The following is a 25,923-nucleotide window of genomic DNA, read 5'->3' on the forward strand; positions in this document are numbered from 1 at the left end:
CAGGCGGGCGTCTAATCGAATGGTGCAATGGCGGCATAGAGCATATCTATCGCAGATGGATGTTGACCTAAACAAATGGTTGCATAAAGACACCCGCTGCAAAAGAGTAAAGGTTTCGTCTGAAAGTGAATTCATGCAGTCTATCTCGCGGATTATATTGGCATTTTATTTAGCCTGCGGGCCTGAGGAACACAGCGTGAAGCGTTCAGTATCAGTAGTGATCGGTGGTATGTTATTGCCTTTGGCGGCGCAGGCGGCGGAAATGACGCCTCATTTTCCCACCATGACGCCACCGGCGATAGACGCCGCCTCTTACGTTTTGATGGATTACACCACCGGCCAGGTGCTGGCCGCCGGCAATGCCGACGAGCGGCGCAATCCGGCCAGCCTGACCAAACTGATGACCGGCTTGGTGATCGACCACGCGCTCGACCAGCACAAGATTGGCCTCGACGATGTCGTCACCGTGGGGAAAGACGCCTGGGCGCAGGGCAACCCGGTGTTCAAAGGCTCCTCGCTGATGTTCTTGAAGCCTGGTGACAGGGTCACTGTTCGCGATCTCAGTCGCGGCATTATCATCGATTCCGGTAACGATGCCTGCGTGGCGATGGCCGATTATGTGGCGGGTAGCCAGGCCAACTTCGTCAAGCTGATGAACGAGAAGAGCGCCCAGCTGGGATTGCAGAACACCCATTTTGAGACGGTACACGGGCTGGATGCGCCTGGGCAGTTCACCACTGCCGGCGATCTGGCGGTGATTGCGCGCGCCATCATTATGAGCGAGCCGGCGGAATACCACATGTACAGCGAGAAATCGCTGACCTGGAACGGCATCACGCAGCAGAACCGCAACGGCCTGCTGTGGGATAAGACCCTGCACGTCGACGGCCTGAAAACCGGGCACACCGCCTCGGCCGGCTTCAACATCATCGCCTCCGCCACCGAAGGGGATCGCCGCCTGATTGCCGTGGTGATGGGCGGCAAAAGTTCCAAAGGCCGCGAGGAACAGGCGCGTAAGCTGTTGACGTGGGGGCTGCGCGACTTTACCACGGTGCACCTGTTCAGCGCCGGCCAGAGCCTGGGGGACGAACCGGTCTGGTACGGAGAAAGCCACCGCTTGCCGGTCGGCAGCGCGCAAGAACAGTCGCTCAGCCTGCCGAAAAGCGAGGCGGACAAACTGAAGGCGCAGTACGTGATCAATGCCGCGCGGCTGGAAGCGCCGATCAACAAAGGACAAACCGTTGGCGAGATCCGCATCAGCGATAATGGCCAGGTGGTGAAAACCCTGCCGCTGGTGGCGCTGCAGGCGGTGCCGCAGGGCGGCGTGTTCTCGCGCCTGATGGATTACATGAAGCTGAAGCTCTGACTCACCGGGCGAGCGACGACGCCCGGTGGTATACTGAGCGCGAATGCCGATCATTGAGCCGCGCTATGGATATTAAACAACTGATTTATTTGTGTAATTTAGAACGGGAACGCCACTTCGGTCGGGCGGCGGAGGCCAGCTTCGTCAGCCAGCCGACGCTGTCCATGCGATTGAAAAACCTGGAAAAAGAGCTGGGCGTTTCGCTGATTAACCGCGGCAACCATTTCGGTGGTTTTACCGCCGAAGGCGAGCGGGTGCTGGCGTGGGCGCGTGAGATTGTCTCGGTTTACCAGGGGCTGAAGCTGGAGGTGGAGTCGCTCAAGCACGGTTTGCACGGCACGTTGCGCCTTGGCGTGGTGCCGCAGTGCAGCATCTCGGTGGCGGAAATGCTCAAGGCGGTCAGCGAGCGTTATCCGCATCTTGATTACCGGCTGGCGGTGCTGAGCGCCGATCAACTGCTGGAGGCGCTGACGGCGCATACCGTCGACATCGGCATCGGCTTTTTCGAGCTATCGACGCTGAAGGAACTGCATTTTCAATCGCAACCGCTGGTGGAAACCGGCGTCGAGCTGGTATTTCATCCGCAACACTTCCCTAAGCTGGTGGGCGACACGCCGTTGCCGCTGGAGGCGGTGGCCGCCTTGCCGCTGTGCCTGGCCGAACCGACGCGTTATTTCCGCCGCTATCTCGATCAGCACTTCCGCGACGCCGGGTTGACGCTGCACACGCGGCTCGAGACCGCGTCGATCTTCCAACTGCTGGAGGGGATTTTCGTCGGCCTGGGCTGCGGGCTGTTCCCGCGTGGCCAGCTGCAATCGCCGCTGATGCCCGAGCTGCAGCGGCGCCCGGTGGCCATCGGCGCCATGCCGCGTCATGCGGCGGTGGTGGTCGATATGGCGGAGCGCGCTACGCCGTTGGCGCAAAAATTCTTCGACGCCGCCAGCGAGTGGCTGCGTCGGCAAAAGGAATAGAGACGTTTATGTTTATCCGACGTTCCAGCCATGATGATGGCCCCGTGGGGCCATCATCATGTTTGCGCTAACGGCCGATGAAATTATGTTAATTGCTGATGGTAATGGTCGGATCCCAATAGAAATAACCCAGTAATTTCTGATCGCCGCCGTTTGGCCGATAATAAAGGCCAAATTGAATGCAATAGTTTTCCGTACCGGTATTGGTAATGTCTGCCTGTATAAACCAATAGGTTTGGTTGGTGAAGCTGACGGGGAATACGGTATTTTGCGCCGGCATCATCGAGCTGCGGGTGTACATTTTGAAGGTCGGGTTGGAGAAAACCTGGGTGCCGCTGCCGAACTGCGGCAGCCCGTAGATCAGCACGCTGGCGTCGAAATTGGCGGATTCTGAGGTGCCGGTCCAGCGAATGACGTCGCCGACATTGGCCTTAAAGTTCAGGTCCGCCGTGCCGGAGCCGCCGATCACCTGTTCGGAGGTGACGACCATATAGGCGTATTGATGGCCAATGCCCGTCGGGTTGCCGGCGTCCTGGCTGGGATTGTTATTCTCGAATGCTTCTATCAGGGCATCGGTATCGATGACGACAATCACGTTAACGATACTGTTGCTGGATTTAAGTTCTTGTTCAGACATAGGGTTACCTCACAATATTTTTTGCTGTGATAGAAAATTGAAAATAATGAGAATAACGGCGAGCTTTTATCTTTGTTGAATATTTAAAATGGGTCATCACAACGCCGCTATCGGCTTAATCATAGAAACTAAATAGCAAGACGACCACTGCTGAAAGGTTAGGGGTTTTAATGAGTCCATCTATTAATTAGCAGGGTTAAAACCTTGTTTTACTGCTTCTGCGATGAGAACGGTTACAGAATTGAGCGATGGCGCAATCTGCCTATTGCTTTGTTTGCAGACATAATTTTGACGAACCCTGTGTTTCGCCGGTGGCAGAATAAAACGAATCATAATCCTGATAAATGAAGTGTGTTTGGATTTTTGCTTTATCAATTTATATTTTGGTGAAGTTTTTCGCCGAAACAGAGAGGGGGAGTTAACGGCGAAGAACGTTAGCCGTCAACTCAGTGATGACAGATCACAGCGCCGGTTGTACCGGTTCCGCATCGCCCAACGTTTGGCGCAGGCGATTTTCCCAAGCGTAGAGCGCGGCGGTGAGGATCACTTCCAGCGCCTGCGCCTGATTCAGGCCGCTGTTGAACAACGGCTGCACGCTCTGCGGGGTAAATTTCTCCGGTGCGCGCGTCAGCTCGGCGGCGGTGTGGATCACCGCGCGTTTGACGGCATCCTCGGTAAATGCCAGCCCCTGAGGCAGCCCGGCGAACAGCGCCTGGGCCAGTCCGTCGTCCTGGAGCTCTTGCGTCACCGTGGCCGCGCAATAATGGCTGCCGTTGATGCGCGAAACCGCCAGCGTCGCCAGCGCCTTCAGGCGGCTCGATAACCCATATCCTTCGGCATTGATGCCGTTGAACACCCCGTTACGCTCGCGCAGTGCGGCGGCATCGTGCGCCAACAGCAGATAATAAGATTCGGCGCGCGCCTGCGGGTGACTCTGATCCAGCACGTCAAGCTGTTCGGCGGCGGCGGCTTCCGTGTCGATCGGCGGCAGACGCGCGGTCCAGCTTAACTCTTCGGCACTGAAAGCGACGCCAACGGCGTCTTCGACGTTAGGGAAGCCGGGCACCACCGCCGCCGGCCGGCCGGCCAACGCCGCGACGCCCGCGACCACGCGCGCTTGATAGCTGACAAAACCGATGATTTGCGAAAAGGTGACGATATCCGCCGGGCTCAGCCCGACGTCGCCAAGCTGTTGCAGCGCCTTGCGGCAAATCAGCGTGGGCTGGCTGGCAAGCTGGCGGGCGTATTGGGTGATCTGGGCGAGGCGGATATTGCTTTCCCGGGAAGCATCCGGGCTGTGCAGCGGGGCGAGGCGGGCGGCATAGTGGCTACAAAGCGACTGCACGCCCGTCACCTGAGCGACGGTCAACGCGGTGCTGAGGCGATCATATGGTGACATTGTCACGTATCGTGATAATGGCACCTGATCGGGAAACAGCGCGTGGTAGCCGGCCAATGAGGCGTTGAACACCCCGGCGCGAGCGCTGAGCGCATTGTTTAAGGCTTCATCGGCGAAGGCGCCCAGCCCCAGCAGAAAGCGATCGCGAAGGGTGGCCGCCTGAGGCTCCAGCGGCGCATCGCCCCGCACGCTGCTTTGGGTTTCGTGATACCACTGGGCATTATGTTGTCGACGGAGTCGTTCCATAGGGTCAATCCTTAATCATGATCAACAGCCAACGCTGCGTACGGCAGCGGCGGCTGGACAAAGAGGCAACATGCCCCCAGGCGGGGCGAAAGGCGGATTTAGCGCAGCTCATCGCAGCACAGCGCGTGGCCGTAAACAGAGAAACCGGCGGCCAGGGTGAGCAAAAGCTGCGTGAGGCGGCGGTGGCGAAGGCTGTTCATCAGTGCGATATCCTGTCGTATGAGAGACTCAACGTAGGGGATATCCTCACCGATCGCCCTGGCGAGATAAAATAATGTTACGGACTAATCAATAACTGAAAGGAATAAAATATAAGGATATATAACAAGAATGTAATTTGTATGTGCGTTTTCTTGCTAAGCGGCAGGCGCGTACCGCAATAAAAAACCCGCCGCAGCGGGTTTGGCGGTGACGGCGCGACTCAAAAACGGCCGCCGTCGCGCCGCCAGGCGTCGGCGGTCAGCGCCTCGCCGAAGTGGCTGGCGATAAGACGCTTGGTCAATTCGTGCAGCGGCGCCGCCAGCACCTCGGCGGTGCTGCCGCGTTCGACGATTTCCCCTTCATGCATCACCAGCACCTGGTCGCTGATATGCTTCATCATGCCGAGATGTTGGGTGACATAAATATAGGAAATACCGTGTTTTTCCTGCAGCTCCAGCATCAGGTTGATGATTTGCGAGCGCATCGACATGTCCAGCGAGGCCAGCGCCTCATCGGCGACAATCACCTTCGGCTGCAGGATCAGCGCACGCGCCAGCGCGACGCGCTGTTTCTGCCCGGAAGCCAGCATGTGCGGATAGTAGTAGGCGTGATCCGGCAGCATGCCGACCTGGCGCAGCGTCTGGTTGATGCGCTGCTCGCGCTCGGCGGGTTCCAGATCGGTGTTCAGCCGCAGCGGCGCATCCAGCAACTGGCCGATGCGTTGGCGCGGATTGAGCGAGGTGCTCGGATCCTGAAAAATCATGCGAATGCGCTGGCTGCGATAGCGATAATCGCCGAACGCCAGCGGATGATCGTCGATCAACAGCTCGCCGGCGGTCGGCTCCACCATGCCGGAGAGCATCTTCGCCAGCGTGGATTTGCCGGAGCCGTTCTCGCCGATCACCGCCAGCGTCTGGCCTTCGCGCAGGGTAAAGCTGACCGATTTCACCGCCTCGACGTGCTGGCGGCGGAACAGCCCGGTGCGATAGCGGTAGGTTTTGCTCAGGTTGCGCACTTCCAACAGCGTTTCCATGTTATTGCTCCTCCATGTTCAGCGGGAAGTGGCACGCGAAGAAGTGGTTTTTGACCGGGCGCAGGCGCGGCGTTTCGATGCACTTCTTCTGTGCGTAAGGGCAGCGCGGCCCCAGGCGGCAGCCGATCGGCAGGTGTTCCAGCGAAGGAATGGCGCCCGGCAGCGTGTTTAAACGGCTCTTGTGCGGCAGCGAGCGGCCGAAGTCCGGCATGGCGCGGATCAGCGCCTGGGTGTAAGGGTGGTGCGGCGCCGCCAGCAGTTCTTCGCACTGGGCGCTTTCCACCGTTTGCCCGCAGTACAAGACGTTCACCCGGTCGGCCCACTTGCTCATCATCTGCAGGTCGTGACTGATCAGCAGAATGGTGGTGTTGTTGTTCTGGTTGAGACGCGCCAACAGGCGGAAAATCTGCGCCTGCGTGGTCGGTTCCATGGCGTTGGTCGGTTCATCGGCGATCAGCAGGCGCGGTTGGTTGGCCAGCGCGATGGCGATCATCACTTTCTGGCACTCGCCTTCCGTCAGCTCGTAGGGGAAGCTGCCCATGATGTCGTCGTGATCCTTGATGCCGACGCGGTGCAGCAACTCGATGGCGCGGCGTTTGCGCCAGTTGAAGCGCTGCCACCAGTGGCCCTTGTAGGTCCAGCCCGGGATGGCCTGCGCCAGCTGACGGCCGATGCTCTCGGAAGGGTCGAGACAGGACTGCGGCTCCTGGAAGATCATTGAGACGTTGTGGCCCACCAGCTTGCGCCGCTCGCGCGGGCTCAGCTGCAGCAGATCGATGTCGTCGAAGCGGAAACGATCGGCGGTGACGCGCCAGTTGTCTTTGGTCACGCCGCAGATGGCCTTGGCGATCAGGCTCTTGCCGGAGCCCGATTCGCCCACCAGGCCGCGCACCTCGCCCTCGGTCAGCGTCATGCTGACGCGATCGACCGCCTTGACCGGCCCTTCGGCGGTCATAAATTCAATCGTCAGATTGCGGATATCGAGTAACGGCATTATTCCACCCCGGCATTGATTGCGCGGCGCATACCGTCGCCCAACAGGTTAACCAGCAGCACGCTGACGAGGATGGCCGCGCCGGGCAGCATCACCGTCCAGGGCGCGACGTACACCAGCTCGAGCGAATCGCCGAGCATCGCTCCCCATTCCGGCGAAGGCAACTGCGCGCCGAGATCGAGGAAGCCAAGCGCGGCGATATCCAAAATAGCCATCGACAGCGCGCGGGTGAACTCGGTCACCAGCACTGCCGCGATGTTCGGCATGACTGCATACCACAGGATCTGCAGCGTGGAAGCGCCGTCAAGGCGCGCCGCCACCACGTACTCTTTCTCCAACTCATCGTGCACCGCGCTGTAGATGGTGCGCACCATGCGCGGCAGCAGAGCCAGCCACACCGCCAGCATGGCGTGTTCGAGTTTGGGCCCGATAAACGCCACCACCACGATCGCCAGCAGTAACGACGGAATAGACAGCAGAGTGTCGAGAATGTGGTTAAGCACCGCTGAGCGCAGCCCGTGGGTGACGCCGGCGAACACGCCGAGGATCACCCCGCAGAACGCCGCGGCCAGCGTCACCGCCAGCGCGGAACCGAAGGTGGCGGCGGTGCCGGTCAACAGGCGGCTGAGGATGTCGCGCCCGAGATCGTCGGTGCCGAGGAAGAACGACACGTTGCCGTAGCGCGACCAGGACGGCGGCAGCAGCTGATAACCGAGGAACTGCTGATCCAGCGCGTAGGGCGCCAGCAGGCTACCGAACAGCGACAGCAGCAGCAGGGCGATCACGCCGTAAAAACCGATCATCGCCAGCGCGTCGCCGTAGAAAATCCGCCAGGTGTAGCGCAACGGGCTCGGCATCTTTTTCTCGCGGTATACGTTATCGAAGGGCATACCATTCCTTATGTTTCAGCGGGTTGGTTGCCGCACCCAGAATGTCGGCCAGAACGTTAATGGTGATCACCAGCGTGCCGACCACCATGACGCCGGCGGAGATCGCCGCATAGTCCTGCTGGCGAATGGCGTTGATCAGCCACCGGCCGAGGCCCGGCCAGCTGAACACCACTTCGGTGATCATCGCCAGCGTGAGCATGGTGGAGAACTGCAGCCCCAGCTTGGGCACGATCGGCGGCAGCGCATTGTGCAACACGTGGCGGCGGATGATGGTGAAGCGCGACAGGCCGCGGGTGGCGGCGGCCTTGATGTAGTTTTGGCTCAGCACGTCGTCGGTGCTGATGCGCATCAGGCGCACCACTTCGGTGGTGGGCGCCACCGCCAGCGCGGCGATCGGCAGGATCATGTGGCGCAGGGCGCTGCCGATCATCTCGGCGCGGTACGGCGAATCCGACAGCCAGGCGTCGATCAGCGCGAAACCGGTGATGGGCTTCACCTGATACAGCAGGTCGAAACGGCCGGATACTGGCAGCCAGCCCAGGTGCAGCGAGAAGAACAGCATCAGCAGCAGCGCCAGCCAAAACACCGGCATCGAGAAGCCCAGCAGCGCGAAGGTGCTGATGGCGGTGTCCTGCCACTTGCCGCGCAGCACGCCGGCGATGATGCCCAGCGGAATGCCGATGAACAGCGCCATAGCGAAGGCCAGCAGGCACAGTTCCATGGTAGCCGGGAACACTTCGCGCAGCTGTTCGCTGATCGCTTGGCCGTTGATGCTGGAGACGCCGAAGTCCCAGTGCAGCAGGCTGACGAAGTAGAACTGATAGGCGTCCAGCAGGGCGGCGCCGTTCAGCGGCGCGCGCGGCGTGAAATAGCTCAGGCTGAAACTGACCAGCGTCAGGAAGAACAGCGTGATCAGCAGCAGCAGAATGCGGCGCAGGGTAAAGATAATCACTTTTTCACCTCCGGCGCGGATTCACGGTACACCCCGGCGAACGAGGCGTTGCCGAACGGGCTCAGCACCAATCCCTTGATGTCGTAACGATAGGCCTGCAGGCGCAGAGAAGACGCCAACGGCAGCACCGGCAATTGCTGCTCGAGGATCTTCTGCGCCTTGCGGTAGTTGTCGATGCGCTGAGACAGCTGCTGCGACAGCAGCGCGTTCTGCAGCACTTCGTCAAAGCCCGGATCACACCAGTGAGCATAGTTGGTTTGCGAACGGATTGCCGCGCAGCTCAGCAGCGGCCGGAAGAAGCTGTCCGGATCGTTGCTGTCGGTGGCCCAGCCGGTCAGGGTCAGATCGTGGTTCATCTCCATCAGGCGCGCTTCCTGGAAACGGCCCTCCACCGGCACGATGGTGACGTTGATGCCCACCTGGCCGAGATCGGCCTGGATCAGTTCGGCGGTTTTCAGCGGGCTCGGGTTGTAAGACTGCGAGGCGGTCGGCACCCACAGCTTCAGGTTCAGCTGGCTGACGCCGGCCTGCCGCAGCATCTCGCGCGATTTGGCCGGATCGTATTCGGTGACGTGCGCATCGTTGTCGTAGGCCCAGGAGGCGCGCGGCAGGATCGAGGCGGCGGTTTCCGCCGTGCCGTAATAGATCGACTGCATCAACCGCTGGTTGTTGATCGCCAGCGAGATCGCCTGGCGCACGTTGAGATTGTCGAGCGGCGGTTTGCGGGTGTTGAACGCCAGGTAGGCGATGTTCATCCCTGGGCGCAGCGTCAGGCGCAGGCGCGGATCGTCGCGCAGGATAGACAGCTGGCTGGCCGCTGGATAGGCCAGCACGTCGCACTCGCCGGTCAGCAGCTTGGAGAGGCGGCCGGTGCCGCCGGCGCCCAGATCGATCACCACCTGCGGCATGCGCGGCAGGCCTTTCCAGTAGGCGGCGTTGCGCGCCAGCCGAATATATTGCCCCGAGCGGTATTCGTTGAGCAGGAATGGGCCGCTGCCGACCGGCTCGCGATCGATCAGCTCCTGATGGCCTTCCCGCGTCAGCGTGTCGGCGTATTCGGCGGACAACACCGGCGCATAATGAGTCGCCAGGTGCCACAGGAACGAGGCATCGGGCGACTGCAGGCGAATTTCCACCGTGTAGTCGTCGAGCTTTCTCACGCTCTGCACCGAATCGCCGAACTGCAGGCTGTCGAAATAGGGGTATTCGCCGCCGTTGACGTCGTGATACGGATGTTTCTGATCGAATACGCGGGCAAAGCTGAACACCACGTCGTCGGCATTCATCTTGCGGGTGGGCGTGAACCAGGCGGTGGTCTGGAACGGCACGTCCTTGCGCAAATGGAAGCGGTAGGTAGCGCCGTTATCCAGCACTTCCCAGCTTTGCGCCAGCTCGGGGATCAGGCGATAGGTGTAGGGATCGACGTCCAGCAGGCGATCGTACAGCTGGGCGGCCAGGGTATCCACCGTCAGGCCACTGCTGGCCATTTGCGGGTTGAAGGTATTCAGTATGCCGCTGACGCAATAGACAAAGCCGCTCTGGCGAATGTCCGGCAGCGGCGCCGCGGCGGCGGGCGCGGGCGGTGTTGTCGCGGCCAGGGCAGAGCCCGTCAGGCACAACGACAGTATCCAAAAGGGTAAACCACGCATAGAGGCTCATGGGTTAATCAGCAATAGCGTTAGTGTATCGCACTCTGACCGGCAGCCCAATCCATTGAGCAAAATCGCTGAGTTTTCTGCGACTTGATTAATCAGGCCGTTCAGCGGCAATAAAAAAGTTTTTTATGTTATGTTATAATATAACAAAAACATGTTACCGTTCCCCGGCAAAGTCACAACAACGCAAGGGGATGTATGAACGAAGTTGCACTTCCACCACGCCGTTCGCTGCCGGACGCTCAGGCAGGGCGCGGCGAAATGAGTGATGTCGGGCTCGATTGGGTCGGGATGCAAGGGATCGCGCTGCCGCTGGAGCTGGCCGGCAAGCCATTGATGGCGAAGGTCGACGCCGGTATCAACCTGCGCGCCGAGGCGGCGGGGGAACGCGGCATTCACATGTCGCGGCTGTATCTGGCGCTGGACGAATTGACGCAGGGAGAGCTGACGCCGCAGCGCATCGGTCGGACGCTGCAGGGTTTTCTGGATTCGCAGCCGGAACACAGCGATCGCGCCAGCCTGACGCTCAGCGGCGAGCTGTTGCTGTCGCGCCCGGCGCTGCTGTCGCCGCAGCGCGGTTGGAAAGCTTATCCGCTGCGCATCGAGGCCACCCTGGCAGGCACGCTGACGCTGGCGCTGACCGTCGGCGTGCCTTACTCCTCCACCTGCCCGAGTTCGGCGGCGCTCAGCCGCCAGCTGGCGCAGCAACAGTTTCAGTTTGATTTTGAACAGGCGGCGGAGCGCGTCAGCCAGCGGCAGGTGAGCGAGTGGCTGCTGGATCAAGGGATGCCGGCCACCCCCCACAGCCAGCGCAGCTGGGCCTGGATCACCGTAACGCCCGAGAATGAAAGGGCGTTCGAACCGGTGAAACTGATTGACCGCATCGAACACGCATTGGGCACGCCGGTGCAAACGCTGGTGAAACGCCGCGACGAGCAGGCCTTCGCGCTGGCCAACGGTCAGAACCTGATGTTTTGCGAGGACGCGGCGCGGCGTCTGTATCGCATGCTGCGCAGCCAGTGCGACTACCGCGCCTTCTCGCTGCGCGTCGAGCATCAGGAGAGTTTGCATGCCCACAATGCGGTGGCGGAGCTGAGCTGGCGGGGAGAACACCATGCTGCGTAAAAATCCCAGCGGCCATCTGCCGCAGGTTTCGCCGCTGGCCTACATCGATCCCACCGCCATTATTTGCGGCCGGGTGATCGTCGAAGATTTCGTCTACGTCGGCCCGTATGCGGTGATCCGCGCCGACGAGTTGAACGCAACCGGCGACATGGAGCCGATCGTCATCGGCTCGCACTCCAATATTCAGGACGGCGTGGTGATCCATTCCAAGAGCGGGGCGGCGGTCACCATCGGCCGTTACAGCTCGATCGCCCACCGCGCCATCGTGCACGGCCCGTGTCGCATCGACGATCGGGTGTTTATCGGTTTCAACAGCGTGCTGTTCAACTGCCACGTTCAGTCCGGCTGCGTGGTGCGCTACAACGCGGTGGTGGACGGCGTGACGCTGCCGGAAAACCGCTATATCCCCTCGACCGAGCGCGTGGGGCCGGACAGCGATTTGTCGCGTTATCGCCAGGTCGATCGCGGCGCGCTGCAGTTTTCGGAAGAAGTGGCCGCCACCAACGTCGAACTGGTGCGCGGTTATCAGGCATTACGCAATGAATTTTAATGAGGTTTCCATGAAACAACTTCCCGTGACCGTGCTTTCCGGCTTTCTCGGCGCCGGCAAGACCACGGTGCTGAACCATATCCTGAACAACCGGCAGGGCATGCGCGTGGCGGTGATTGTCAACGACATGAGCGAAGTGAACATTGACGCCGCTCTGGTAGAGAATGAAGTGCATCTCGATCGCCAGGAAGAGAAGCTGGTGGAGATGAGCAACGGATGCATCTGCTGCACGCTGCGCGAAGATCTGCTGGTGTCGGTGCGCGAACTGGCGCAGGAGGGGCGTTTCGATTACCTGTTGATCGAATCGAGCGGCATCTCGGAGCCGCTGCCGGTGGCGGAAACCTTTACCTTTGAGGATGAAGCGGGCGAAAGCCTGTCCCAATTCGCCCGGCTGGATACGCTGGTGACGGTGGTCGACGGGGTGAATTTCATTCAGCAATACCAACAGGCGCAAAGCCTGCAGGAGGCCGGCCAAAGCCTGGGCGAGGACGATCTGCGCAGCGTGGCGGACCTGTTGATCGAGCAAATTGAATTTTGCGACGTGATCCTGGTCAGCAAGACCGATCTGTTGACGCCAACGCAGCAGGGCGAAGTGATGGCGCTGCTGGCCAGCCTGAATCCCGACGCCCGCATTGTGCCGATCGCGCCGGGCAAACTGCCGCTGGAGGCGGTGCTGAATACCGGCAGCTTCAGCTTTGAAAAGGCGCAGCAGGCGCCCGGCTGGCTGAAAGAGCTGCGCGGCGAACACGTGCCGGAAACGGAAAGCTACGGCATCAGCAGCTTTGTCTATCAAGCGCGGCGGCCGTTTGCGCCGGACAAGTTCTACCGTGTGATCAACGGCGACTGGGGCGGCGGCAAGCTGCTGCGTTCGAAAGGCTTCTTCTGGCTGGCGACGCGTCCGCGACAGGCCGGGCAGTGGAGCCAGGCCGGCGGCATCGCCCATTACGGCCTGGCGGGCACCTTTTGGCGCGCTATCCCGCAAGATAATTGGCCGCAGGATCCGGAAACGCGGGCACATATTCAGGAGAAATGGGTGGAGCCGTTCGGCGACATGCGGCAGGAGTTGGTGTTTATCGGCCAGCACTTGCAACAGGCGGCGATCGTGCGTTTGCTGGATGACTGCCTGCTGAGCGACGATGAAATGGCCGCCGGCGTGGACTATTGGCTGGATATGGCGGACCCGTTCCCTGAGTGGTAATTGCGCAATCTTCGTGTGGTAATGAGAAAAATTCTCAACAAAGTGCTTTACAGACGATACTGATAACTATTATCATCGCCTGGCAGTTCACGGAAGGCCGCGGTTTGCGGCTCTGATGTGGAAGGCACGACATTGCTCACATTGCTTCCAGTGTTTTTTAAGCCAGCTCGGGTGCTGGCTTTTTTTTTGCCCGCTATTCCTCGTCCGCTTCGCCGTTTTGCAGCAGCGCATGTTTTTTCAGCATGCCGCGTAGCTGATGGTAGGTGAGCCCCAGCAGCTGCGCCGCCTTGCGCTGATTGAACCGGCCTTGCTGCAGCGCCGCTTCGAGAAGCGCCTTCTCCTGCTCGAGCTGCCAGTGTTTCAAATCCAACGGCAGCGGCGGCAACGCGGCGGCGTCTTCAGGAATGGGCGCGACCGGCGTGGCCTCGCGCGGCGCAAACGGGTTGATGACGATCTCATCCAGCGGGCTGTCGCTGTCGCCGTGACGATAGACCGAACGTTCCACCACGTTTTTCAGTTCGCGCACGTTGCCCGGCCAGCCATATTCGAGCAACGTCTGCCTGGCGCGTTCGGTAAAGCCGGTAAACAGCGGCAGCCCCAGCTCGCGGCACATTTGAATGGCGAAGTGCTCGGCCAGCAACATGATATCGGGCCGGCGTTGGCGCAGCGGCGGCAGCTGCACCACGTCGAACGCCAGCCGATCCAGCAGATCGGCGCGAAACTTGCCCGCCGCCGCCAGCGCCGGCAGATCGTCGTTGGTGGCGCACACCAACCGCACATCCACCCGCAGCGGCTGGCTGCCGCCCACGCGTTCCAGCTGACCGTATTCGATCACCCGCAGCAATTTCTCCTGCACCAGCATCGGCGCGGTCGCCAGCTCATCGAGGAACAGCGTGCCGCCGTCGGCGCGCTCGAAGCGGCCCAGATGACGTTTCTGCGCGCCGGTAAAGGCGCCGGCCTCGTGGCCGAACAGCTCGGAGTCCAGCAGATTTTCGTTCAGCGCCGCGCAGTTGAGCGAGATGAACGGCCCTTGCCACCGGTTGGAGAGGTAGTGCAGGCGGTGGGCGATCAGCTCCTTGCCGGTGCCGCGCTCGCCGATCACCAGCACCGGTTTGTTCAGCTTTGCCACCTGGGAGACTTGCTCCAATACGTCGACGAAGGCGTTTGCTTCGCCCAACAAATTCTCTGGCTGTTCGTTCATGATGAAATTCGCCAATGTTTGGTGAAAATAATCACTCTACAGCAAGCGCTCGGAGAGTCAAAAATAAAGAATTGTTGTTTTTCAATGATATAAAAGTTGGCACGGGTTTTGATTATATCTTTGGGCAAGCTGTACGACTTAACGCGGCGCTTCAGACGCCATCAGAACCAAGAGGAAGTGAATTATGGGTATTTTTTCTCGTTTTGCCGACATCGTGAACGCCAACATCAACACCCTGCTGGACAAGGCGGAAGATCCGCAGAAGCTGGTGCGGTTAATGATCCAAGAGATGGAAGACACGCTGGTTGAAGTGCGCTCTACATCGGCGCGCGCGCTGGCGGAAAAGAAACAGCTGCTGCGCCGCATCGAGCAGGGTGAAAGCCAGGTAAGTGACTGGCAGGAAAAAGCCGAACTGGCGCTGCGTAAGGATAAAGAAGACTTGGCCCGCGCGGCGCTGATCGAAAAACAAAAGGTGGCCGATCTGATCGCCACGTTGACGCAGGAAGTGGCGACCGTAGAAGAAACGCTGGCGCGCATGAAGAGCGAAATCGGCGAGCTGGAAAACAAGCTGACCGAAACCCGCGCGCGGCAGCAGGCGCTGGCGCTGCGTCATCAGGCCGCGTCTTCTTCCCGTGAAGTGCGCCGTCAGCTCGACAGCGGCAAGCTGGATGAGGCGATGGCGCGTTTCGAACAGTTCGAGCGCCGCATCGACCACATGGAAGCCGAAGCGGAAAGCATCAGCATCGGTAAAAAGAAGTCGCTGGACCAAGAGTTTGCCGAGCTGAAAGCCGACGACGCCATCAGTGAGCAGCTGGCGGCGCTGAAAGCCAAGATGAACCGCTCAGAGTAAGGCGAACCGCGGCCACACGCCGGAGGTGGCCGCCAATCCAGGACCCGATAAGAAGGAATAACAATGAGTGCTTTATTACTTGCCATTCCGCTGACAATTTTCGTGCTGTTTGTCGCGCCGATTTGGCTTTGGCTGCATTACAGCAATCGGCAACAGACCGGCATCCAGCTGAGTCAGCAAGAAATGCAGCGCCTGGCGCAGCTGGCGGAAGACGCCAAACGCATGCGTGAACGCATTCAGGCGCTGGAAGAGATCCTCGATGCGGAACACCCGAACTGGAGACAGTCCTGATGAGCAATACGCTGGGCAGTAAAAAGCTTTATCGCGTACCCGAAGAAGGCATGGTGAAAGGCGTCTGCGCCGGTTTGGCCCATTATTTCGACGTGCCGGTGCGCCTGATCCGCGTGATGGTGGTGCTGTCGCTGTTCTTTGGGCTGTTCTTCTTCACGCTGGTGGCCTATATCGCGCTGGTCTTCGTGTTGGACGAAGCGCCGGCCAGCCGTTTCGAGGGCGAGCATCAGAAAACGCCGCGCCAGCTGCTCGATCAGCTGGAATATGAGCTGGGCAGCGGCGAACAGCAATTGCGTCAGGTCGAGCGTTACGTGACGTCCGACACCTTCGGCGTACAGAGCCGTTTCCGCAAGCTATAACCCTTCTTGCGATGCCCGGCCTGCGCAGGCCGGGCATCTTCGCCGCCGTTATCCCGTTGAGGGTCATCTTAATCGTCTTGTGCCGGAGGGCATTGTCATGAATAAAATCGATGTCGCGAACACCGCCAGAACGGGTGGATTTAAACGAGGAGCGGCGGCAATGTTGAAGACATTGGCTAAAGTCATCATCATAGCGTTATTGAACTATGGCCCGGCGGGCGCCGCCGGCTGGCTGTTGAAGACCGTCGGCCGCAAACCGGTGCGCTTCGTGCTGGCGCTGGTGTTGGAACCGCTGTTCCGTAAAGGTCTGAACAAGGCATTCGGGCGTTACGTCAAGGAGAGCAATGAAACGACTGCAAAATGAGTTAACCTCGCTGGTCAACCGCGGAATGGATCGCCATCTGCGCCTGGCGGTGACCGGCCTGAGCCGCAGCGGCAAAACCGCCTTTATCACCGCCTTCGTTAACCAACTGCTGCATGTGCACAGCGGCGCGCGCATGCCGCTGTTTTCACCGGTGCGCGAAGAGCGCCTGCTGGGCGTTAAACGCATCCCGCAGCGCGATCTCGGCATCCAGCGTTTCACCTATGACGAAGGGCTGGCGCAGCTGTACGGCACGCCGCCGGCCTGGCCGACGCCGACGCGCGGCGTCAGCGAAATCCGGCTGGCGTTGCGCTACCGTTCCAACGACTCGCTGCTGCGCCACTTCAAAGACACCTCCACGCTGTACCTGGAGATCGTCGATTATCCCGGTGAATGGTTGCTTGATCTGCCGATGCTCGAGCAGGATTACCTGGCCTGGTCGCGCCAGATGACCGGGCTGCTGCAGGGCGAACGCGCCGAATGGGCCAAGCCCTGGCTTGAGCTGTGCAAAGCCTGCGATCCGCTGGCGCCGGTCGACGAAAACCGCCTGGCGGCGATCGCCCAGGCCTACACCGATTATCTGCTGCGCTGCAAAAGCGAAGGGCTGCACTTCATTCAGCCGGGGCGTTTCGTGCTGCCGGGCGATATGGCCGGCGCGCCGGCGCTGCAGTTTTTCCCGTGGCCTGACGTGGCCACTATCGGCGAATCGAAGCTGGCGCAGGCCGACAAACACACCAACATCGGCATGTTGCGCGCTCGCTTCAACTATTACTGCCAGTCGATCGTCAAAAACTTCTACAAAGAACACTTCGTTCGTTTCGATCGGCAAATCGTGCTGGTTGACTGCCTGCAGCCGCTCAACAGCGGCCCGCAGGCGTTCAACGACATGCGTCTGGCGCTGACCCAGCTGATGCAGAGCTTCCATTACGGCAAGCGCACGCTGTTTCGCCGCTTGTTCTCGCCGACCATCGACAAACTGATGTTCGCCGCCACCAAGGCGGACCATATCACCGCCGATCAGCACGCCAATCTGGTGTCGTTGCTGCAACAGCTGGTGCAAGAGGCGTGGCAGAACGCGGCGTTCGAGGGCATCAGCATGGATTGCGTCGGCCTGGCCTCGGTGCAGGCGACCGAGAGCGGCATCGTCGATCATCAGGGGCAGCGTATCCCGGCGCTGAAGGGCAACCGCCTGAGCGACGGCGCGCCGCTGACGGTGTTCCCCGGCGAGGTGCCCGCCCGTCTGCCGGGGCCGGCGTTCTGGCAGAGCCAGGGGTTCCACTTCGATGAGTTTCGTCCGCGCGCCATGAGCGTGGACAGCCCGTTGCCGCACATCCGTCTGGATGCGGTGATGGAGTTTTTATTGGGAGACAAATTGCGATGAGCGAGCCGATCAAACCGCGTATCGATTTTGACGAGCCGCTGCAGCCGCCGCAGGAGCCGGCGTTGCGCGCCGGCGTCGCTTTCGATGCCGAACAGGCGGAAAGCTTCTTTCCGGCGGCGCCGGAGCTGCAGCAGGAAGAGGAAGAAGGGCGCGCCGAAGGCATCATTAACGCCGCGCTGAAACCTAAACGCAGCCTGTGGCGCAAAATGGTCACCGCCGGCCTGGCGCTGTTCGGCGTCAGCGTAGTGGCGCAGGGCGTGCAGTGGGTGCATACCGCCTGGGTGCAGCAGGACTGGATCGCCATGGGCGGCGGCGTGGCCGGCGGCCTGATCGTGTTCGCCGGCGTCGGTTCGGTGGTCACCGAGTGGCGGCGTTTGTATCGGCTGCGCCAGCGCGCGGAAGAGCGCGACGTGGCGCGCGAGCTGTTGCACAGCCACGGGCTGGGGCAAGGGCGCGAATTCTGCGAGAAGCTGGCGCGCCAGGCCGGTCTGGATCAGGGGCATCCGGCACTGCAGCGCTGGCAGGCGTCGCTGCATGAAACGCAAAACGATCGTGAAGTGGTGGAGCTGTACGCCAAACTGGTGCAGCCGGTGCTCGACAACCAGGCGCGGCGCGAAATCAGCCGCTCCGCCGCCGAGTCGACGCTGATGATCGCCGTCAGCCCGTTGGCGCTGGTGGATATGGCGTTTATTGCCTGGCGCAACATCCGTTTGATTAACCGCATCGCCGCGCTGTACGGCATCGAGTTGGGCTACTTCAGCCGCATTCGTCTGTTCCGGCTGGTGCTGCTCAACATCGCCTTCGCCGGCGCCTCCGAACTGGTGCGCGAAGTGGGCATGGACTGGATGTCGCAGGATCTGGCGGCGCGGCTGTCGGCGCGCGCGGCGCAGGGCATTGGCGCCGGGTTGTTGACCGCGCGGTTGGGCATCAAGGCGATGGAACTGTGCCGCCCGCTGCCGTGGCTGGAAGGGGAAAAACCGAAGCTTGGCGATTTCCGCAGCCAGCTGATCGGCCAGTTGAAAGATACGCTGAAAAAGAGCGACGGCAAGGCCAAATAACCCCGCGACGGCGCTCTCAGGAGCGCCGTTTTCTCAACGGCGCCGACGCCGGACGTAACCGAGACTTGACGACAGTCGATCCCCCTGTGATTACGTGATAAATCTCTGCAAAATTAATTCTGGTTGTGATAACTCTCTGTTTGTAGGCTAAAATGACGCCGATGCTGTTATCCGCTTGCGTTTAAAATCAGCAACCACGGCAATAAATCAGAGTTCTGTCAACTTTTGCTGACAGATCGCTTCTACCGCCCGGTACGAGGGAGTATCATCATCGTCAACGATCCCCGCACCTGCAGAGATAAGGCCAACACTGATGCGTTTGGAAGTATTTTGCGAAGACCGCCTCGGTCTCACTCGAGAATTACTCGATCTTTTGGTATCGCGCAGCATTGACTTACGTGGCATCGAAATCGATCCCATCGGCCGCATTTACCTCAATTTCTCCCAGCTGGATTTCGATACTTTCCGCGCGTTGATGGCGGAGATCCGCCGCATCGCCGGCGTAACCGACGTGCGCACCGTCAGCTTTATGCCTTCCGAACGCGAGCATCGCGCGCTGCGTGCGCTGCTGGAGTCGATGCCGGAACCGGTGTTCTCGATCGACATGAAAGGCAAGGTCGAGCTGGCCAACCCGGCGGCGCAGGCGCTGTTCAGCCTGAGCGAAGACAAGATCCGCAACCAGACCGCCGGGGCGCTGATCGGCGGCTATAACTTCAGCCGTTGGCTGGAGAGCGAGCATACGGCGCCGCACGCCGAGCGGGTGGTGATCCGCAGCCAGGACTTCCTGATGGACATCACGCCGATTTATCTGGAAGACCAACAGCAGCAGCCGGCCGCGGTTGGCGCGGTGGTGATGCTGAAGTCCACCGCGCGCATGGGCCGCCAACTGCAAAATCTGTCGGTGAACGACGATACCGAATTCGACCACATCGTCGCGGTGAGCGCCAAGATGCGTCATGTGCTGGAGCAGGCGCGCAAGCTGGCGATGCTCGATGCGCCGCTGCTGATCGTCGGCGATACCGGCACCGGCAAGGATATTCTGGCCCGCGCCTGCCATTTACGCAGCCCGCGCGGCAAACAGCCGTTCCTGGCGCTGAACTGCGCCGCGCTGCCGGATGACGTGGTGGAGAGCGAGCTGTTCGGCCATGCGCCGGGCGCTTATCCCAACGCGCTGGAAGGCAAGAAAGGCTTCTTCGAGCAGGCCAACGGCGGTTCGGTGCTGCTGGATGAGATCGGCGAAATGTCGCCGCGCATGCAGACCAAACTGCTGCGTTTCCTCAACGACGGCACGTTCCGTCGCGTCGGTGAGGAGCATGAGGTGCACGTCGACGTGCGCGTGATCTGCGCCACCCAGAAAAACCTCACCGAGCTGGTGCAGCGCGGCGAATTCCGCGAAGACCTCTATTATCGCCTCAACGTGCTGACCATCACCATCCCGCCGCTGCGCGAACGTCCGCAGGACATCATGCCGCTGACCGAACTGTTCGTGGCGCGCTTCGCCGATGAACAGGGCGTAGCGCGGCCCAAGCTGGCGAGCGATCTGGGCGGCTTCCTCAGCAAATACGGCTGGCCGGGCAACGTGCGTCAGCTGAAAAACGCCATCTACCGCGCGCTGACGCAAACCGAAGGCTACGAGCTGCGGCCGCAGGACATCGTGTTGCCGGAGTTCGAGGTGGAGATGTCGTTGGGCGACGAGGTGCTGGACGGCTCGCTGGACGACATCAGCAAACGTTTCGAGCGCTCGGTGCTGACGCGCCTGTATCGCACCTATCCCAGCACCCGCAAGCTGGCGAAGCGACTGGGCGTTTCCCATACCGCCATCGCCAACAAGCTGCGCGAGTATGGCCTGAGCAGCCGCAAAGGCGGCGCTGAGGGCGAAGAATAAAAAAGGCGCCTTGCGGCGCCTTTAGCGTGTTTCCAAAGCCGGCGTTCGCCGGCTTTGTTATTTCAGCGCAGCCAGCGCCGCGTCGTAGTCCGGCTCGGTGGTGATTTCGTTCACCAGCTCGCTGTACAGTACGTTGTCCTGGCCATCCAGCACCACGACCGCGCGCGCGGTCAGGCCCGCCAATGGGCCTTCGGTGATTTCGACGCCGTACGCCTGCTTGAACTCGGCGCCGCGCAGGGTGGACAGGGTGACCACGTTGCTCAGGCCTTCCGCGCCGCAGAAACGAGACTGCGCGAACGGGAGATCGGCGGAGATGCACAGCACCACGGTGTTATCCAGGCCGCTGGCCAGCTGGTTGAATTTACGCACCGACGTCGCGCAGACGCCGGTATCGATGCTTGGGAAGATGTTCAGGACTTTGCGTTTACCCGCGAAGCTGCTCAGCGCCACGTCTGACAGGTCTTTGGCAACCAGCGAGAAGGCCTTGGCCTGTTCGCCCTGCTGTGGCAGCTTGCCCGCTACGCCGACCGGATTGCCTTGAAAATGTACTGTCTGAGTCATTGCTAGATTCCTTTTACAGGTGTTTATACAAAGGGTATGAACCTGATGAAACGGTGCGCCGACAACGGCAGTTAACATCAGGTTCACACCCTGGCGCCAGTTTATGACAACCGGGACGGATTGGATATCAAAGTTTGCTAAATAGTTGTATATATTAGACTGTTCTATAAAACATCACCGGCGCATCAGCCTGGCTGAATGCGCAGTTTTCGCTCAGGAGCCGTTATGAGAGACATGCGTTTTTACCCGGAAGCCTGGCCGCTGCATACCGCCTTCGTGATTGCGCGCGGCAGCCGCACCGAAGCCCGGGTGGTGGTGGTCGAAATCGAACAGCAGGGCGTGCGCGGCACCGGTGAATGCACGCCGTATCCGCGCTACGGCGAGAGCGAGGAATCGGTGATGGCGCAGCTGGCAGAGATGGCGCCGGCGATCGCGCGGGGCATCACCCGCGAGCAGTTGCTGACGCAGATGCCGGCGGGCGCGGCCCGCAACGCGCTGGATTCGGCGCTGTGGGATCTGGAGTGCAGGCTGCACGGGCAGAGCCTGTGGCAGCGCAGCGGCGTGACGGCGCCGGCGCAGATCCGCATGGCGCAGACCGTCAGCATTGGCACGCCGGAAGCGATGGCCTTCGCCGCGCGCGAGCTGGAGCGGCAGGGCGCCACACTGCTGAAGATCAAACTCGACGATCACTATATCAGCGAGCGGCTGGTGGCGATCCGCGCCGCGGTGCCGCAGACGACGCTGATCGTCGACGCCAATGAGTCATGGCAGGCGGAAGGGCTGGCGGCGCGCTGCCAGCTGCTGGCCGATCTCGGCGTGGCGATGCTGGAGCAACCGTTGCCGGCCGGTGACGACGCCGCGTTGGAGCACTTTATTCATCCGCTGCCGATCTGCGCCGATGAAAGCTGCCACACCCGCGCCGATCTGCCGCAGTTGGCGCAGCGCTATCAGATGGTCAACATCAAATTGGACAAAACCGGCGGCTTGACCGAGGCGTTGGCGCTGGCGCAGGCCGCGCGCGAACAAGGGTTCGCCATCATGCTCGGCTGCATGTTGTGTACGTCGCGGGCGATATCCGCTGCCTTGCCGCTGGCGCCGGCGGCGCGCTTCGTCGATCTGGACGGCCCGACCTGGCTGGCGCGGGACGCCGAACCGGGCCTGGCGTTCGAATGCGGGGCGATCGTCGATATCGCCCCGTAGGGATTAATTCGGGTAGGTCAACAGCTCGGTCATCGCGTCGATGTAACGCTCGCTGGCGGCATCGGCGGAGATCGGCGGGAATTCGGCGGTGATGCACGGCAGCGACAGATCCGCGCACCAGCTGCCGAACGAGCCGGGCGTTTCATAACCGACGCTGGTCACCAGCGGCAGCTCGAACTTGTGCGACAGCCAAACGCCGAGCCGCGAACTGGCGGGATCTTCGATGCAGGCCAGCGGCTCGTGGAACGACACCACCCAGTGCGGCTTCAGGCGATGGATCAGGTGACACAGCGCCTGGGTTTCCGGTTCGGAACCGGGGCGCCCGCCGGTGGAGAGTTTGACGTCGCGCACCGGCGCCGCGCTGTTCCAACGGTAGACGGTGTCGCCGGAGCGCCAGTTGGCGGCCGGGAAGTTGCGGTTCAGATCGACGCCGTTGGCATTGGCGCGCAGCCCCAGCTGACAGCCGTCGGGGTTGACCGCCAGCACCACGTGGTGGCGCAACTGCTCGGGGGCGATGCTGCGCAGCGCGCAGGACAGGGTCACGATGGCGGCGCTCTCATCGCCGTGGGTGCCGGCGATGATCAGCCCGGTCTGCGGGCCGCCGTTCGCCGCCGGGAAATAGAGCAGCGGCGCGCCCAGCAGCGAGCTGCCGTAGTTCTCTCCTGCGATGGCCAACTGGCCACGTTCACTGCGTGGTCGATGTTCGGTCATGGTGTTGTCCCTGGATGAAAGGTCGAGAGTCATTGTCATTTTATTCAGTGTATTACGCTTTGAGACATCTTTCCCATCGCAATTGTGCGGCGTTTGCGCGATCTGTGAGGCCGCTGCGGTGAAAACGCCAATTAAACCGCACCTGGCCTGACGCTATTGTTATACTAACGGCAGTGCTAAGCCAATCACCCGCAAGAGGATTTAACATGCCAGTAGCCAGAATCATCGCCAGCTATAGCGAAAATGAAAATGACACCATCACGCTGCTGTGCGGCGTGGACGCTGAAAACCAGATCCGCCAGGGGGAATGGTTCGGCGTGGTGAAAAACGACGACGGGCGCGGTGACGAATCGAACTATCCGTTCACCCTGCATATCGATTACCAGAAAGATGCCTTCTACCTCGACTACGGTTATGACGACGCCGACGCGCGCCAGCTGCAAAAAACCGATATCTCGGCTCGTCCGCTGGCCGAGAAAGGTTTTTTCACCGTGTTCGATGAAGAAGAGGGCGAAGAGTTCAGCTACCGCATCAACAGCATCCACCTGTACGACTGACGGTCGCCGCTGCAAACACCGCCCGTGCCGCCCTGCGCCGCACGGGTTTTTTATCGCCTGAATCGCACTTTTTGCAACTTCTCGACCGCGGGCTCTAGGCCGGATGGATCTTGTGCTATATGATAAAAAATTCAGATGGTTAACGGGGGAAAATCATAATGACGGGAAGAAGAATGCAACGGGGTTTTCGTTTGGCGCTTTGCGCGGCGGCGATCGGCGCCTGTATGAGCAGCGCTATGGCGGCGCAGGTTCCCCCGGGCACCGCGTTGGCGGCCAAACAGGAAATCGTGCGCCACATTAAAGACGAACCGGCCTCGCTCGATCCGATCAAAGCGGTAGGCTTGCCGGAGGCTCAGCTGGCGCGCGATTTGTTCGAAGGGCTGGTCAATCAGGACGCCAGCGGTAAAGTGATCCCCGGCGTCGCCACGCGTTGGCAGACCAGCGACAACCAGACTTATATCTTCCATCTGCGCAAAGACGCGCGGTGGTCAAACGGTGACCCTGTCACGGCGAAGGATTTCGTTTACAGCTGGCAGCGGCTGGTAGAGCCGAAAAACCTGTCGCCGTTCGCCTGGTTCGCGCAGCTGGCGGGGATCCAGAACGCCGAGCAGATCATCAGCGGCAAATTGCCGGCCGATCGTTTAGGCGTGTCGGCGCCGGACGACTACACGCTTAAAGTGCAGCTGGACAAACCGGTGCCGTACTTCGTCAGCCTGACGGCCAACTTCAGCCTGTTCCCGGTCAATAAGACGGTGGTGGAAAAATACGGCAATGATTGGACCAAGGTCGGCAATCTGGTGGGCAACGGCGCGTTCAAGCTGCAGGAGCGGGTGGTGAACGAGAAGCTGGTGCTGACGCCTAACGACCATTACTGGGATCATGCGCGTACCGTGCTGACTAAAGTGACCTTCGTGCCGATCAACCAGGAATCTAACGCCACCAAGCGTTACCTGGCGGGTGACATCGACATCACCGAATCCTTCCCGAAAAACATGTATCAGAAGCTGCTGAAAGACATTCCGGGGCAGGTGCACACGCCGGATCAACTGGGCACCTATTACTACGCGTTCAACACCCTGCGCGCGCCAACCAACGACGTGCGGGTGCGCCAGGCTTTGTCCTACGCCATCGATCGCAAGATTATCGCGGAAAAAGTGCTGGGCACCGGCGAAAAACCGGCCTATCACTTCACGCCGGATGTGACCGCCGGGTTCAAACCGGAAGCGAGCTTGCTGCAACAGCAATCACAGGCGGAGTTGGATGCACAGGCCAAGGCGTTGCTGCAGGCGGCCGGTTACGGCCCGAACAACCCGCTGAAACTGACGCTGCTGTATAACACCTCGGAAAGCCACCAGAAGATCGCCATCGCCGTGGCCTCGATGTGGAAGAAAAAGCTCGGTATTGACGTCAAGCTGCAGAATCAGGAGTGGAAAACCTATATCGACAGCCGCAACACCGGCAATTTCGATGTGATCCGCGCCTCCTGGGTGGGTGACTATAACGAGGCGTCGACCTTCCTGTCGCTGCTGACCTCCACCCACAGCGGCAACATCGCCAAGTTCAAGAACGCGGACTACGACAAGCTGCTGGCGCAGGCGGGGCGGGAAACCAATCCGGCGGCGGTGACCGCCGATTACAACAAAATGGAACAGATCATTGCCGATCAGGCGCCGATCGCGCCGATTTACCAATACACCAATGGCCGCCTGATCAAACCGTGGGTAAAAGGCTACCCGATCACCAATCCGGAAGACGTGGCCTATAGTCAAACGATGTATATCATCAAACACTGAGTCGATTTATTGATCGCCCCCGTCTAATGCGGGGGCTTTATTTTCTCGACGCTGCAACAACGAAGGTAATTAATTTTTCCACGCGATAAACCCCGTTTAATAATAAACAGGGTTGCCATCATCACATTATTGTTTCGCTATTTCAGCGAGTGGTTACGCTTATAGACAGTCCCGCATGGCATCCACCACCACACGGCCACTCATGTCGGTTTGGGTGATGCGGTAGCTGGTGGGGTAAGAGCGACGAGTGCTGAAACGATCGTGGACGGAGACCTTGCCAATCTGCAAGCCGGCGGCGTTTTTCACCACGAACTCACTGATCTCTTCCTGGCCCTGGTTTTGCAAATGGATATTGCTGATTTTTTCCAGCGTATCGCTGGCGTTTATTTTTAAATGGTCGCGTAACATAACTACCTCCTCGTAGTGAGAAAAGTATATGCCCCTAAAATTTGCGCTGAAACAGCTTTGTGTTGATTTATTATTATCATTTTGAATTAA

Annotated in this window: 27 protein-coding genes; 16 read left to right on the forward strand and 11 right to left on the reverse strand. The window is 60.4% G+C overall.

The genetic code is table 11. The features are described from left to right. Positions 1-196 precede the first annotated feature (196 nt). Together dacD and CRO23_RS10950 are read left to right on the forward strand one after the other, a co-directional pair. Positions 197-1,366 (forward strand): serine-type D-Ala-D-Ala carboxypeptidase DacD, encoded by a 1,170-nt coding sequence (gene dacD / locus CRO23_RS10945; RefSeq protein ID WP_097101932.1) that lies wholly within the window; start codon positions 197-199, stop codon positions 1,364-1,366. 65 nt (positions 1,367-1,431) lie between these two features. Continuing rightward, positions 1,432-2,337, forward strand: a complete 906-nt coding sequence (locus CRO23_RS10950) for a LysR family transcriptional regulator (protein ID WP_016927547.1) — start codon at positions 1,432-1,434, stop codon at positions 2,335-2,337. Positions 2,338-2,425: 88 nt separating this feature from the next. Here the strand turns inward: CRO23_RS10950 and CRO23_RS10955 are convergent, their stop codons facing one another. Together CRO23_RS10955 and CRO23_RS10960 are read right to left on the reverse strand one after the other, a co-directional pair. Continuing rightward, the gene (locus CRO23_RS10955; RefSeq protein ID WP_015378018.1) at positions 2,426-2,974 is read right to left on the reverse strand and encodes an inclusion body family protein; all 549 of its coding nucleotides are present in this window, start codon (positions 2,972-2,974) and stop codon (positions 2,426-2,428) included. 460 nt (positions 2,975-3,434) lie between these two features. After that, the gene (locus CRO23_RS10960; RefSeq protein ID WP_016927548.1) at positions 3,435-4,619 is read right to left on the reverse strand and encodes a CMD domain-containing protein; all 1,185 of its coding nucleotides are present in this window, start codon (positions 4,617-4,619) and stop codon (positions 3,435-3,437) included. Positions 4,620-4,636: 17 nt separating this feature from the next. On the opposite strand from CRO23_RS10960, the gene CRO23_RS10965 reads away from it, so the two are divergent. Continuing rightward, positions 4,637-4,894 carry a hypothetical protein gene (locus CRO23_RS10965; protein WP_016927549.1) on the forward strand — a complete coding sequence of 86 codons (258 nt, stop codon included), beginning with the start codon at positions 4,637-4,639 and terminating at the stop codon, positions 4,892-4,894. A 146-nt stretch (positions 4,895-5,040) separates the two neighbouring features. On the opposite strand, the gene sapF is transcribed toward CRO23_RS10965, so the two are convergent. Genes sapF through sapA form a run of 5 tightly spaced genes read right to left on the reverse strand, consistent with a single transcriptional unit; the run spans position 5,041 to position 10,338 of the window. Continuing rightward, a complete protein-coding gene (gene sapF / locus CRO23_RS10970; protein WP_016927550.1) occupies positions 5,041-5,853 on the reverse strand; it encodes a putrescine export ABC transporter ATP-binding protein SapF in 813 nt (270 codons plus the stop codon). A 1-nt stretch (position 5,854) separates the two neighbouring features. Further along, complete coding sequence (sapD, locus tag CRO23_RS10975; RefSeq protein WP_016927551.1) at positions 5,855-6,847, reverse strand: putrescine export ABC transporter ATP-binding protein SapD; 993 nt, start codon at positions 6,845-6,847, stop codon at positions 5,855-5,857. Next, the gene (sapC, locus tag CRO23_RS10980) at positions 6,847-7,737 is read right to left on the reverse strand and encodes a putrescine export ABC transporter permease SapC (protein ID WP_004930580.1); all 891 of its coding nucleotides are present in this window, start codon (positions 7,735-7,737) and stop codon (positions 6,847-6,849) included. Before sapC ends, sapD begins: the two co-directional genes overlap by 1 nt. After that, positions 7,724-8,689: a putrescine export ABC transporter permease SapB gene (gene sapB / locus CRO23_RS10985; RefSeq protein WP_016927552.1), complete on the reverse strand. Its 966-nt coding sequence runs from the start codon at positions 8,687-8,689 to the stop codon at positions 7,724-7,726. The genes sapC and sapB overlap by 14 nt, the downstream gene beginning before the upstream one ends. Continuing rightward, entirely contained in the window at positions 8,686-10,338 is a 1,653-nt protein-coding gene (sapA, locus tag CRO23_RS10990; protein ID WP_016927553.1) for an ABC transporter substrate-binding protein SapA, read from the reverse strand. Before sapA ends, sapB begins: the two co-directional genes overlap by 4 nt. A gap of 204 nt (positions 10,339-10,542) precedes the next feature. On the opposite strand from sapA, the gene folE2 reads away from it, so the two are divergent. The 3 genes from folE2 to zigA are packed head-to-tail and all read left to right on the forward strand — an operon-like array spanning position 10,543 to position 13,217. After that, positions 10,543-11,469 carry a GTP cyclohydrolase FolE2 gene (folE2, locus tag CRO23_RS10995; protein ID WP_097101934.1) on the forward strand — a complete coding sequence of 309 codons (927 nt, stop codon included), beginning with the start codon at positions 10,543-10,545 and terminating at the stop codon, positions 11,467-11,469. Beyond that, positions 11,459-12,019, forward strand: coding sequence for a carbonate dehydratase (locus CRO23_RS11000; protein WP_016927555.1), 561 nt, complete (start codon positions 11,459-11,461; stop codon positions 12,017-12,019). Before folE2 ends, CRO23_RS11000 begins: the two co-directional genes overlap by 11 nt. A 10-nt stretch (positions 12,020-12,029) precedes the next feature. After that, entirely contained in the window at positions 12,030-13,217 is a 1,188-nt protein-coding gene (gene zigA, locus CRO23_RS11005; RefSeq protein WP_016927556.1) for a zinc metallochaperone GTPase ZigA, read from the forward strand. Between the two features lie 193 nt (positions 13,218-13,410). Here zigA and pspF read toward each other — a convergent pair whose 3' ends face one another. After that, positions 13,411-14,418, reverse strand: coding sequence for a phage shock protein operon transcriptional activator (pspF, locus tag CRO23_RS11015; RefSeq protein WP_097101936.1), 1,008 nt, complete (start codon positions 14,416-14,418; stop codon positions 13,411-13,413). A 184-nt stretch (positions 14,419-14,602) separates the two neighbouring features. Here pspF and pspA point away from each other — a divergent pair, with 184 nt between their 5' ends. The 7 genes from pspA to tyrR all read left to right on the forward strand — a co-directional run bounded on the left by pspA (position 14,603) and on the right by tyrR (position 20,603). After that, a complete protein-coding gene (gene pspA, locus CRO23_RS11020; RefSeq protein WP_004930555.1) occupies positions 14,603-15,268 on the forward strand; it encodes a phage shock protein PspA in 666 nt (221 codons plus the stop codon). A 63-nt stretch (positions 15,269-15,331) separates the two neighbouring features. Further along, on the forward strand, positions 15,332-15,559 hold the full coding sequence (gene pspB, locus CRO23_RS11025) for an envelope stress response membrane protein PspB (RefSeq protein ID WP_004930553.1): 228 nt from the start codon (positions 15,332-15,334) through the stop codon (positions 15,557-15,559). Continuing rightward, positions 15,559-15,918 (forward strand): envelope stress response membrane protein PspC, encoded by a 360-nt coding sequence (pspC, locus tag CRO23_RS11030; RefSeq protein ID WP_015378011.1) that lies wholly within the window; start codon positions 15,559-15,561, stop codon positions 15,916-15,918. The genes pspB and pspC overlap by 1 nt, the downstream gene beginning before the upstream one ends. 97 nt (positions 15,919-16,015) lie before the next feature. Beyond that, positions 16,016-16,282, forward strand: coding sequence for a phage shock protein PspD (gene pspD / locus CRO23_RS11035; RefSeq protein WP_031299672.1), 267 nt, complete (start codon positions 16,016-16,018; stop codon positions 16,280-16,282). Further along, positions 16,263-17,660: a YcjX family protein gene (locus tag CRO23_RS11040; RefSeq protein WP_016927559.1), complete on the forward strand. Its 1,398-nt coding sequence runs from the start codon at positions 16,263-16,265 to the stop codon at positions 17,658-17,660. Before pspD ends, CRO23_RS11040 begins: the two co-directional genes overlap by 20 nt. Beyond that, a complete protein-coding gene (locus CRO23_RS11045; protein WP_004930545.1) occupies positions 17,657-18,718 on the forward strand; it encodes a YcjF family protein in 1,062 nt (353 codons plus the stop codon). The genes CRO23_RS11040 and CRO23_RS11045 overlap by 4 nt, the downstream gene beginning before the upstream one ends. 313 nt (positions 18,719-19,031) lie before the next feature. Continuing rightward, the gene (tyrR, locus tag CRO23_RS11050; protein WP_033634193.1) at positions 19,032-20,603 is read left to right on the forward strand and encodes a transcriptional regulator TyrR; all 1,572 of its coding nucleotides are present in this window, start codon (positions 19,032-19,034) and stop codon (positions 20,601-20,603) included. A 57-nt stretch (positions 20,604-20,660) separates the two neighbouring features. On the opposite strand, the gene tpx is transcribed toward tyrR, so the two are convergent. Then, positions 20,661-21,164, reverse strand: coding sequence for a thiol peroxidase (gene tpx / locus CRO23_RS11055; protein WP_016927561.1), 504 nt, complete (start codon positions 21,162-21,164; stop codon positions 20,661-20,663). A gap of 225 nt (positions 21,165-21,389) precedes the next feature. Here tpx and ycjG point away from each other — a divergent pair, with 225 nt between their 5' ends. Further along, positions 21,390-22,364 carry an L-Ala-D/L-Glu epimerase gene (ycjG, locus tag CRO23_RS11060; RefSeq protein ID WP_033640164.1) on the forward strand — a complete coding sequence of 325 codons (975 nt, stop codon included), beginning with the start codon at positions 21,390-21,392 and terminating at the stop codon, positions 22,362-22,364. Between the two features lie 3 nt (positions 22,365-22,367). Here ycjG and mpaA read toward each other — a convergent pair whose 3' ends face one another. After that, positions 22,368-23,075, reverse strand: a complete 708-nt coding sequence (gene mpaA, locus CRO23_RS11065; protein ID WP_028128339.1) for a murein tripeptide amidase MpaA — start codon at positions 23,073-23,075, stop codon at positions 22,368-22,370. Positions 23,076-23,281: 206 nt separating this feature from the next. On the opposite strand from mpaA, the gene CRO23_RS11070 reads away from it, so the two are divergent. Together CRO23_RS11070 and CRO23_RS11075 are read left to right on the forward strand one after the other, a co-directional pair. Beyond that, positions 23,282-23,632 (forward strand): hypothetical protein, encoded by a 351-nt coding sequence (locus CRO23_RS11070; RefSeq protein ID WP_015378006.1) that lies wholly within the window; start codon positions 23,282-23,284, stop codon positions 23,630-23,632. 158 nt (positions 23,633-23,790) lie between these two features. Next, positions 23,791-25,425, forward strand: coding sequence for a peptide ABC transporter substrate-binding protein (locus tag CRO23_RS11075; protein WP_176519321.1), 1,635 nt, complete (start codon positions 23,791-23,793; stop codon positions 25,423-25,425). 159 nt (positions 25,426-25,584) lie between these two features. Here the strand turns inward: CRO23_RS11075 and CRO23_RS11080 are convergent, their stop codons facing one another. Further along, positions 25,585-25,833: a hypothetical protein gene (locus CRO23_RS11080; RefSeq protein WP_004930507.1), complete on the reverse strand. Its 249-nt coding sequence runs from the start codon at positions 25,831-25,833 to the stop codon at positions 25,585-25,587. Positions 25,834-25,923 lie beyond the last annotated feature (90 nt).

It is taken from the genome of Serratia sp. JKS296, assembly GCF_900215445.1.
Classification (GTDB): Bacteria; Pseudomonadota; Gammaproteobacteria; order Enterobacterales; family Enterobacteriaceae; genus Serratia; species Serratia marcescens.

What these genes read in the sequence shown, in the direction of transcription:
- CRO23_RS10950 (WP_016927547.1), top strand. Translation starts at nt 1,432, where the DNA reads ATGGATATTAAACAACTGATTTATTTGTGTAATTTAGAACGGGAACGC.
- CRO23_RS11040 (WP_016927559.1), top strand. Translation starts at nt 16,263, where the DNA reads ATGAAACGACTGCAAAATGAGTTAACCTCGCTGGTCAACCGCGGAATG.
- CRO23_RS11080 (WP_004930507.1), bottom strand. Translation starts at nt 25,833, where the DNA reads ATGTTACGCGACCATTTAAAAATAAACGCCAGCGATACGCTGGAAAAA.
- sapC (WP_004930580.1), bottom strand. Translation starts at nt 7,737, where the DNA reads ATGCCCTTCGATAACGTATACCGCGAGAAAAAGATGCCGAGCCCGTTG.
- CRO23_RS10960 (WP_016927548.1), bottom strand. Translation starts at nt 4,619, where the DNA reads ATGGAACGACTCCGTCGACAACATAATGCCCAGTGGTATCACGAAACC.
- pspB (WP_004930553.1), top strand. Translation starts at nt 15,332, where the DNA reads ATGAGTGCTTTATTACTTGCCATTCCGCTGACAATTTTCGTGCTGTTT.
- pspA (WP_004930555.1), top strand. Translation starts at nt 14,603, where the DNA reads ATGGGTATTTTTTCTCGTTTTGCCGACATCGTGAACGCCAACATCAAC.
- sapA (WP_016927553.1), bottom strand. Translation starts at nt 10,338, where the DNA reads ATGCGTGGTTTACCCTTTTGGATACTGTCGTTGTGCCTGACGGGCTCT.
- folE2 (WP_097101934.1), top strand. Translation starts at nt 10,543, where the DNA reads ATGAACGAAGTTGCACTTCCACCACGCCGTTCGCTGCCGGACGCTCAG.
- tpx (WP_016927561.1), bottom strand. Translation starts at nt 21,164, where the DNA reads ATGACTCAGACAGTACATTTTCAAGGCAATCCGGTCGGCGTAGCGGGC.
- mpaA (WP_028128339.1), bottom strand. Translation starts at nt 23,075, where the DNA reads ATGACCGAACATCGACCACGCAGTGAACGTGGCCAGTTGGCCATCGCA.
- CRO23_RS11070 (WP_015378006.1), top strand. Translation starts at nt 23,282, where the DNA reads ATGCCAGTAGCCAGAATCATCGCCAGCTATAGCGAAAATGAAAATGAC.
- CRO23_RS11045 (WP_004930545.1), top strand. Translation starts at nt 17,657, where the DNA reads ATGAGCGAGCCGATCAAACCGCGTATCGATTTTGACGAGCCGCTGCAG.
- pspD (WP_031299672.1), top strand. Translation starts at nt 16,016, where the DNA reads ATGAATAAAATCGATGTCGCGAACACCGCCAGAACGGGTGGATTTAAA.
- ycjG (WP_033640164.1), top strand. Translation starts at nt 21,390, where the DNA reads ATGAGAGACATGCGTTTTTACCCGGAAGCCTGGCCGCTGCATACCGCC.
- sapD (WP_016927551.1), bottom strand. Translation starts at nt 6,847, where the DNA reads ATGCCGTTACTCGATATCCGCAATCTGACGATTGAATTTATGACCGCC.
- tyrR (WP_033634193.1), top strand. Translation starts at nt 19,032, where the DNA reads ATGCGTTTGGAAGTATTTTGCGAAGACCGCCTCGGTCTCACTCGAGAA.
- pspC (WP_015378011.1), top strand. Translation starts at nt 15,559, where the DNA reads ATGAGCAATACGCTGGGCAGTAAAAAGCTTTATCGCGTACCCGAAGAA.
- CRO23_RS11075 (WP_176519321.1), top strand. Translation starts at nt 23,791, where the DNA reads ATGACGGGAAGAAGAATGCAACGGGGTTTTCGTTTGGCGCTTTGCGCG.
- CRO23_RS10955 (WP_015378018.1), bottom strand. Translation starts at nt 2,974, where the DNA reads ATGTCTGAACAAGAACTTAAATCCAGCAACAGTATCGTTAACGTGATT.
- sapF (WP_016927550.1), bottom strand. Translation starts at nt 5,853, where the DNA reads ATGGAAACGCTGTTGGAAGTGCGCAACCTGAGCAAAACCTACCGCTAT.
- CRO23_RS10965 (WP_016927549.1), top strand. Translation starts at nt 4,637, where the DNA reads ATGATCAACAGCCAACGCTGCGTACGGCAGCGGCGGCTGGACAAAGAG.
- CRO23_RS11000 (WP_016927555.1), top strand. Translation starts at nt 11,459, where the DNA reads ATGCTGCGTAAAAATCCCAGCGGCCATCTGCCGCAGGTTTCGCCGCTG.
- zigA (WP_016927556.1), top strand. Translation starts at nt 12,030, where the DNA reads ATGAAACAACTTCCCGTGACCGTGCTTTCCGGCTTTCTCGGCGCCGGC.
- pspF (WP_097101936.1), bottom strand. Translation starts at nt 14,418, where the DNA reads ATGAACGAACAGCCAGAGAATTTGTTGGGCGAAGCAAACGCCTTCGTC.